The following is an 8,547-nucleotide window of genomic DNA, read 5'->3' on the forward strand; positions in this document are numbered from 1 at the left end:
CCATGGTCCTTTCCCGTGCCATGGTCCCTTCCCGCGCGGTACGCGCGCTCGGTCTGGTCCTCGGCGCCGTGCTGGATGGGCTGCTCGCCGACCCGGCGCGGCTGCATCCGGTCGCCGGGTTCGGGCGGGCCGCGTCCCGGCTGGAGAACCGGCTCTACCGGGACGGCCGGGCGGCCGGAGCGCTGCACACCGCGGTGCTGCTCGCCGCGGTCGCCGTGCCCGCCGTCGCCGCTGAACGCGCCGCTGAACGCGCCGCTGAACGCGCCGCTGAACGCGCCGCTGAACGCGCCGCTGAACGCGCCGCTGAACGCGCCGCTGAACGCGCCGTCGCGCTCACGGCGGCGGTCACGTGGACTGTCCTCGGTGGCGCCTCGCTGCGCCGTCAAGGCCGACGCCTCGGCGAGGAGCTGCGCGCCGACGATCTCGCCGCGGCCCGGGAACGGCTCCCGGCGCTGTGCGGACGCGACCCGGCGTCGCTGGACGCCGCCGGGATCGCCCGCGGCGCGATCGAGTCCATCGCCGAGAACACCTCCGACGCGCTGGTCGCCCCACTGTGGTGGGGGGCGCTCGCCGGACTGCCCGGCCTGGTCACCTACCGGGCGATCAACACCCTCGACGCGATGATCGGGCACCACAGCCCCCGGTACGAACGCTTCGGCTGGGTGGCGGCGCGCCTCGACGATCTGGCGAACCTGCTCCCGGCGCGGGTGTGCGCGCTGGTGACCTGCGCGTGCGCCCCGGTCGTCGGCGGTTCGGCGGTCGACGCGTACTGGGTCATGCGCCGGGACGGCCGGTCGCATCCCAGCCCCAACGCTGGGATGGTGGAAGCCGCGTTCGCCGGGGCGCTGGGGCTGCGGCTCGGGGGAGAGCTGCGCTACCCCTACCGCGTCGAGCACCGGCCGGAGCTTGGGTTCGGCCGGCGGCCGCAGGGCGCGGACGTCGCAGCCGCGGCCCGGTTGTCCGCGGCGGTGAGCGTGGTGTGTGTCGCGCTGGCGGCGGCGGCGGCTCCGGTGGCGCGGCTGGTCGCCTCCGTCCTGACCGCGCGGCTGGGCCTCGGCCTCGGTACCGGATCCGGACGCTCTGGCTTCGGGGGGAGGGAGCGCGGCCGGTGAGCGGGGGACTGTTGGTCGCCGGGACCGCGTCGGACGCCGGCAAGAGTGTGCTGACCGCGGGGATCTGCCGGTGGCTGGCGCGGGAGGGGGTGCGGGTCGCCCCGTTCAAGGCGCAGAACATGGCGTTGAACTCAGCGGTCACCGCCGACGGTGCGGAGATCGGCCGGGCCCAGGCGATGCAGGCAGCGGCGGCCGGTGTGGAACCGGAGGCAGCGATGAACCCGGTGCTGCTCAAACCGGGGGGTCAGCGGCACAGCCAGCTTGTCGTGCTGGGCCGCCCGGTCGCCGAGGTCGACGCGCTCGGCTACCGCCCGTACAAGGAACGGCTGGCCGCGATCGTCCTGGAGTGCCTGGACGACCTGCGCGGCCGGTTCGACGCGGTGATCTGTGAGGGGGCCGGTTCCCCGGCGGAGATCAACCTGCGCTCGACCGACATCGCCAACATGGGCCTGGCGCGCGCCGCGAACCTGCCGGTGATCGTGGTCGGCGACATCGACAAGGGCGGGGTCTTCGCCGCCCTGTTCGGCACGCTGGCCCTGCTCGATGCGGCCGACCAGGCGTTGGTCGCCGGCTGGGTGATCAATCGGTTCCGTGGCGACGCCCGGCTGCTCGAACCCGGGCTGCGCCAGATCGAACGGCTCACCGGCCGGCCGGTGCACGGCGTCGTCCCCTGGAAGGCGGGGTTGTGGCTGGACGTCGAGGACTCCCTCGACCTCGCCGCCTTCCCCGATGCCGAGCCTTCCCCCGGGCCCGGGACAGCAGTCGGGTCGCACGCCGGTCGGCGGGAGGTGCTGCGGGTCGCCGTCATCCGGCTGCCCCGGCTGTCGAACGTGACTGACATCGACGCGTTGCGCGCCGAGCCCGGGGTCGCGGTGCGCCTGGCCACCCGATCGGACGAGCTCGTCGACGCCGACCTCGTGATTCTGCCGGGCACCCGTTCCACCGTCGAGGACCTGCGCTGGCTGCGTCGCTGCGGTCTCGCCGCGACCCTCGCCGAGCGCGCCGCCGCCGCCCGCCCGGTGCTGGGTATCTGTGGCGGCTACCAGATGCTCGGCCGTCGCATCCGTGACGACGTCGAATCGGGTGCGGGTGAGGTCGAGGGTCTCGGCCTGCTCCCGGTCATCACCACGTTCGACCCGGTGAAGCTGCTCGGTCGCCGCGCGGCCACCGATGCCGCCGGCCGGCCGCTGACCGGCTATGAGATCCGGCACGGGCGGCTGACCGTCGAGGACCATCCGGACGGCGCCCCGTTCGCCGCGGATGGGGTGCGCGTCGGCGCGGTCGCCGGCACGAGCTGGCACGGAGTGCTGGAGAACGACGCGTTCCGTCGCGCCTATCTCGCCGACGTGGCCACGGCCGCGGGGCGTTCGTTCGTCCCGGCGTTCACGCGTTTCGCCGATGTCCGGCAGCGCCGCCTCGACGCCCTCGGTGACCTCGTCGCCGACCATCTCGACACCGGCGCCCTGCGCCGCCTGCTCGCCGAGGGCACACCCGCCGGCCTGCCGTTCGTTCCTCCGGGCGCACCCTGATAATCAACGGTGTTGACATCGTCGCACCGCATAAAATCAATCATGAAAACCACCGCCAATAGCATCTGGTGGAGAGAATCTCCTTGCCGGAGACGCCCGTGGCAGGGGCAGGGGTTGACCGTTACCCGGAACGCTGTGGAGTGGAAAGTGGTGCAGGTGGGCGACGGACGGCTCGAGATCGACGGGGTGTCGAAACGGTACGGCGACGTCGTCGCGTTGGAGTCGATGACGTTCGAGGTGCGGGCCGGCGAGCTGTTCGGGTTCGTCGGCAGCAACGGTGCCGGGAAGACGACGGCGATGCGTATCGCCCTCGGGGTGCTCGCGGCGGATTCCGGGGTCGTGCGTTATGACGGCGTTCCGCTGACGTTGCGTACCCGCCGCCGGATCGGCTACATGCCGGAGGAGCGCGGCCTGTACCCGCGGATGCGGGTGGGTGAGCAGCTCGTCTACCTCGCGCAACTGCACGGAATGGGGCTGGCGGCGGCCCGTCGCGCAGTGGCGCGGTGGACCGAGCGGCTGGGGGTGTCCAGCCGGTTGGACGACGAGGTGCAGAAGCTCAGCCTCGGTAACCAGCAGCGGGTGCAGCTGGCCGCCGCGCTCGTGCACGATCCGGTCGTCCTGATACTCGACGAGCCGTTCTCCGGATTGGACCCGGTGGCCGTCGATGTGATGAGCGAGGTGCTGCGGGAGCGTCGCGCCGCCGGGGTTCCGGTGATGTTCTCCAGCCATCAGCTCGATCTCGTCGAGCGGTTGTGCGACCGGGTCGGGATCGTGCGGGCGGGCCGGATAGTCGCCTGCGGTTCGGTCGACGAGTTGCGCGCGGGCGGTGATCTGCAGGTGGTGGTGGACGCGCCGGCGGCGCCGCCGGGCTGGGCCGACGGGATACCGGGGGTCGTCGTGCGTCACCGGGACGGGCCGCGGACGGTGCTGGGCCTCGCCGCGGGTGCCGACGACCAGGCGGTGCTGCGCGCAGCGCTGGCCACGGGCCCGGTGCGGGAGTTCCGTCGTCGCCGGCCGTCGCTGACCGAGCTGTTCCGTAACGTCGTCGTGCAGGCCGGGCAGCAGCCGGGGAGTGGGGCGTTCCCGGAGAACGCGGCGTGAGCGTGCGGGGGCCGGATGGCGCGGCGCAGGGGTCGGGCCGGGTGATCCGGCTGATCGCCCGGCGGGAGATCGTGACGAGGACCAGGTCGCGGGCCTTCCAGATCACCACGGGGCTGTTCGTCCTCGGGATCGGCGCCATGGTGGTGCTGATGTCCCTGACCGGCGGCTCGTCGGCGAGCCGGATCGCGTTGACCGCGGTCGACTCCCGGCAGGCGGCGACGGTCGAGGCTACGGCCCGGTCGCTGGGCGAGGACGTCGAGGTCCGTGCGGTGGCGGATCGGGCGGCCGGCGAGCGGGCCGTGCTCGATGGTGACGTCGACGCGTTCGTCCGCGTGGTTGCGGCCTCTGGCGCGGCGGGGAACGCCGTCTACCGGGTGGTCGTCAAGAAGGAGCTCGGCGACCGGCTGGCGTCGGTGTTGAGTCTCGCCGCCCGGCAGATCGCGCTCGAGCGCCAGGTCGTGGGGCTCGGTGGTGATCCGGCCGTCGTGGGGCGGGCCGTGTCCGCGGCCACGGTCCAGGTCAGCGCCCTGCGGCCGGCCTCGGAACGGGACGGGGCCCGGCTGCTGCTCGGCCTGCTCTCCGGCGGGCTGATTTACCTGTCTCTGCTGATCTTCGGTCCGGCCGTGGCGCAGGGGGTGATTGAGGAGAAGACCAGCCGGGTGGTGGAGCTGCTGCTGGCGACGGTGCGCCCGTGGCAGCTGATGGCCGGCAAGGTTATCGGGATCGGCGCCGTGGCTCTCGGTCAGTTGACGCTGATCGGGGTGGTCGGCGTGTCGTTGGGCCTGGCGACCGGGCAGCTCGACATCCCGGCCGGAATCGCGATCGGATCGGTCGCGCTGGCGCTGCTGTGGTACCTGCTCGGGTTCGCCGTGTATGCGCTGCTGTTCGCGGCCGCCGGGGCGCTGGTGTCCCGGCAGGAGGACGCCGGCGGGGTCACGGCGCCGATGATCTTATTGATCATCGTCCCGTACGTGCTGGGCATCTCGGTGCTTCCGGGGTCGCCGGACAGCGGCCTCATCCTGGCGCTGGCGATGATTCCGCTGTTCGCGCCGGTCCTGATGCCGATGGTGATCGGGATCGGCAGCGTCGCGGGGTGGCAGGTGGTGGTCGCGATGGCGCTGACGCTCGCGCTGATCGGGGCCCTGGTCTGGCTGGCCGGGCGGGTGTACGGCAATGCGGTGAAGCGCGGCGGGACTCGGGTGCCGATCCGGGAGGCGCTAGGGAGCTCGGCATGACTCGGCGTCTGGTCGGTACCATCCGGGACGGGCGGGTCCATCGGACATCGACCGGGACACCGGGACCCCGGACACGCCGGGACCCGGGGGACACACAGAGACCCCGGGGACACCGAGAACAGGGAACGAGGAGCGGTTCGTGCGAGACATCGCCGTCTTCAGCGGCAGTGCCCATCCGAGTCTCGCCGAGGAGATCTGCACACACCTCGACGTGCCGCTGCATCGGGTGCGGGTGCAGCGTTTCGCCAACGACTGCCTGGAGGTCCAGCTTCCCGCGAACTGCCGGGAACGCGACGTGTTCCTCATCCAGCCGCTGGTCGCACCGGTGCAGGAGAACCTTGTCGAGCTGCTGCTGATGCTGGACGCGGCGCGCGGGGCGTCGGCGGCGCGCACGACGGTCGTGCTGCCGCACTATGCCTACGCCCGCTCGGACAAGAAGGACGCGCCGCGGATCTCGATCGGCGGGCGGCTGGTCGCGGACCTGCTCGTCACCGCGGGTGCGAACCGCGTCCTCGCGATGACCCTGCACTCGCCGCAGGTCCACGGTTTCTTCAGCGTGCCGGTGGATCATCTGCATGCATTGCGGGAACTCGCCGCGCACTTCCGCCGCTACGAGCTGTCGAACACGACGGTGGTCTCCCCGGACCTCGGCAACGCCAAGGAAGCGGCGGCGTTCGCCCGGATGCTCGGGGTGCGGGTGGCGGCGGGGGCCAAGCAGCGTTTCGCCGACGACCGGGTCAGCATCAGCACGGTCATCGGTGACGTGGCCGGCCGGGACGTCATCGTGCTCGACGACGAGATCGCCAAGGGCAGCACCGTGCTCGAGCTGCTCGAGCGGCTGCGTGAGCTGAATGTGCGGTCGGTGCGGGTGGCGTGCACGCACGGGCTGTTCGCGGCGGGTGCGCTTAAGCGCATCGGCGACCAGCCCGAGGTCGCCGAGATCGTGTGCACGAACACGGTGCCGATTCCGGCGGGGGACCGGGTGCCGAAGCTGAAGATCCTCACGGTTGCCCCGGCGCTCGCCGAGGCCATCCGCCGCATCCACAACGGCGAGTCCGTCAGCGCTCTCTTCGACGCCTGACCGTCGCGTCGACCTGGCCGGGTCCCGGACAGTCCCGGACACGGGTCCGCCTGATCGCGCGGCGGCCACGTTATGGGGAGCAAGGCACGGTCCAGGGCCCGCAGACCGTCCTCAGGTCCCCCAAATTCGCCGGCCTCCGGCTACGCAACGGGGTAGTCCACTTCGCGGCTGCGGCGCTAAGCTGGGGAGCATGGCCTGGCGATGTTGATCCGCACCTGAGTCCGGGCTCGCGCGCCGGCTGTACGCCTACGCGTTCTGCGACGAGCTCGTCCTGCTCTACCCGGTGTACCCGCTGTTGTTCGTCGACGCCGGGTTGTCGCCGGCGGAGATTTCCGCGCTGTTCATCGTGTGGTCGGTGACGTCCTCCCTCCTGGAGATCCCCTCCGGGCTGTGGGCGGATACGGTCTCTCGGCGGCTGCTGTTGATGATCGGTCCGGCGCTGGCGGCACTCGGTTTCGCGCTGTGGACGTTTAAGCCATGCTTTGCGGCGTTTGCCGCCGGGTTCGTGCTCTGGGGGGCGGGCAGCGCACTACGGTCGGGCACGCTCCAGGCTGTCGTCTACACCGAGCTGACCCGGCTGGACGCGGTCGCCGCCTATCCCAGGCTGATCGGCCGGTCGCGATCCTTCGCCTCGGCCGCTGTCCTCGTCGCTACCGGGCTCGCGTCCCCCGTCATCGCTTTCGGTGGTTACCGAGCCGTGGGAATCGCCAGCGTCGCCGTGGTCCTGCTTGGGGTACCGCTCGGGGCGTCGCTACCCGACTCCCGGGGACACCTCGACGGCCCCGACTACTTGGACGGCCCTGATCACCGCAAAGATGATCATTCTGGTGGCGGTGAGTTCGGCCCTGACGGAAGAAGCGGGAGGACGGCGCGGGCCGCAAGGGCCGGGGAGCGCGACGAGACTGGTAGCGGCCGGCCCGGCGATCGGAACGGCGGCGATCGGAACGGCGATGCCGGGACCGGCCGGGGCTTCGCGGTGGTGTGGCGGACGGGTCTGGCCGAGGCGGGACGGGTGCCCGCGGTGCGCCGGGCCCTAGTGGTAGTGGCGGTCGTCACGGGTTTCACCGCGCTCGACGAATACGTTCCGCTTCTCGTCGCGTCGACGGGTGCCCCGGCGGCCGAGGTGGCGCTGTGGGTGCTGCTCGTATCGGCCGGGGGCTTGGTGGGCGGCTGGTTCACGGGCCGGGGGGCGGCGCGGATGCCGATGCTGCTCGCGACCGCGGCGGTCTGCCTGACCGTGGGGGCGATCAGCGGTCGTCCCGCGGGATCCGTCGGCGTCGCCGTCGCGTTTGGGATCTTCGAGTGGGCGATCGCCACGGCCGACGCCCGGCTGCAGGCGGTGATCCCCGACCGGGCCAGGGCGACGGTCACCTCGATGGCGGCGGTCGGCTCCGAGGTGGGGGCGGTCGCCGTGTTCGCCGGCTACGCGGTGGGGTCGACCTGGGCGGCTCCGGGGCCGCTGTTCGCCGCGGCGAGCGTGCCCTACCTGGTCGTGGCCGTCGTCTTGGCCCGCGCCGACCGCCGGACCTCCCGGCGCCCAGCGGGGTCGTAGTGCCACCGCGCACGGGCGTACCGCGCACGGGCGCACCAGGCACGGGCGCACCAGGCACGGAGGGCCCGCTGGCGGCACCCGGCCCGGCATCCCCTGTCTTTGGAGTGCTGCTGCTTTCGGGGTGCTGCTGCCGCTTCCGTTCGCACCGGTGGTGGTATTGTCCCACACTTGGACGCAGATCCACCCGCCCGAGTCTCCGACGGTGACCGGCGGCTCCGGCCCCGGCAGGACTGGTCCCGACATGAACCCGACGCCGCAGCCCGATGGTCAGGTGCGTGGCGACACCTGCGGGCCTTGGCTCGGCTGGCCGGCCCCGCGGGCACTCGCCCGGTGGGAAGATGCGCTGCTGTGTCTGCAGGTGTTCGACACGGCGCCGATCATATTCGCGGTCCTCGACCGCGGCCTGCGCTACCGGGCGGTGAACCAGGCGGCTGCCAGGGCCTCCGGCCTGCCCGCCGAGGAGATGATCGGTGGGTATGGCCCGGAGTTGACCCCGGACATAGACCCTCTCGGCTGGGAGCGGCCCCGCCGGGTGTTGGCGACCGGTGAGGCGATCCTCGACGAGGAGATCATCGGAGCAACCCCGGCGGACCCGTCGAATCCGCGCATCTGGCGGGCCTCCTACTATCCCCTGTATGACTCGACCGGGGCCAGGATCGCGGTCGGCGTGACGACGGTGGACGTGACCGACGAGCGTCGCGCGCAGGCCGAACGTGACCTGGTACTGCGGCGGTTGCGGCTGCTGAGCCGGGCGAGCGGGCTGCTCGGCGCGTCGCTGGACCTGTCGGCCACCTTGCGGGAGATGGTCACGCTGGTCGTCCCGGAATTCGCCGACGCCTGCGAGCTGTACCTCGCCGACGAGCCCTGCCGCCCCGGGGCCGAGCCCGACCCGCTGCTGCTTCGCCGAGCCGTGTGGGCCCGCTCCCCGGACCTGCCC

Annotated in this window: 7 protein-coding genes; all 7 read left to right on the plus strand. The window is 72.3% G+C overall.

The features are described 5' to 3' along the window. Positions 1 to 2 precede the first annotated feature (2 nt). Entirely contained in the window at positions 3 to 1,112 is a 1,110-nt protein-coding gene (locus tag AC08OV_RS11635) for a cobalamin biosynthesis protein (protein ID WP_476614471.1), read from the plus strand. Then, complete coding sequence (locus AC08OV_RS11640) at positions 1,109 to 2,641, plus strand: cobyric acid synthase (RefSeq protein ID WP_476614472.1); 1,533 nt, start codon at positions 1,109 to 1,111, stop codon at positions 2,639 to 2,641. The genes AC08OV_RS11635 and AC08OV_RS11640 overlap by 4 nt, the downstream gene beginning before the upstream one ends. A gap of 114 nt (positions 2,642 to 2,755) precedes the next feature. Beyond that, positions 2,756 to 3,742 carry an ABC transporter ATP-binding protein gene (locus AC08OV_RS11645; RefSeq protein WP_476619648.1) on the plus strand — a complete coding sequence of 329 codons (987 nt, stop codon included), beginning with the start codon at positions 2,756 to 2,758 and terminating at the stop codon, positions 3,740 to 3,742. Beyond that, on the plus strand, positions 3,739 to 4,977 hold the full coding sequence (locus tag AC08OV_RS11650) for an ABC transporter permease (protein ID WP_476619649.1): 1,239 nt from the start codon (positions 3,739 to 3,741) through the stop codon (positions 4,975 to 4,977). The genes AC08OV_RS11645 and AC08OV_RS11650 overlap by 4 nt, the downstream gene beginning before the upstream one ends. A 139-nt stretch (positions 4,978 to 5,116) precedes the next feature. Beyond that, positions 5,117 to 6,058 (plus strand): ribose-phosphate diphosphokinase, encoded by a 942-nt coding sequence (locus AC08OV_RS11655; protein ID WP_476616107.1) that lies wholly within the window; start codon positions 5,117 to 5,119, stop codon positions 6,056 to 6,058. A gap of 283 nt (positions 6,059 to 6,341) precedes the next feature. Next, positions 6,342 to 7,610, plus strand: coding sequence for an MFS transporter (locus tag AC08OV_RS11660; protein WP_476619650.1), 1,269 nt, complete (start codon positions 6,342 to 6,344; stop codon positions 7,608 to 7,610). Positions 7,611 to 7,851: 241 nt separating this feature from the next. Beyond that, positions 7,852 to 8,547: PAS domain-containing protein (locus AC08OV_RS11665; RefSeq protein WP_476619651.1), on the plus strand; the 696-nt coding region annotated here is incomplete at its 3' end.

Source organism: Frankia sp. CeTa3Moorea, from assembly GCF_978021225.1.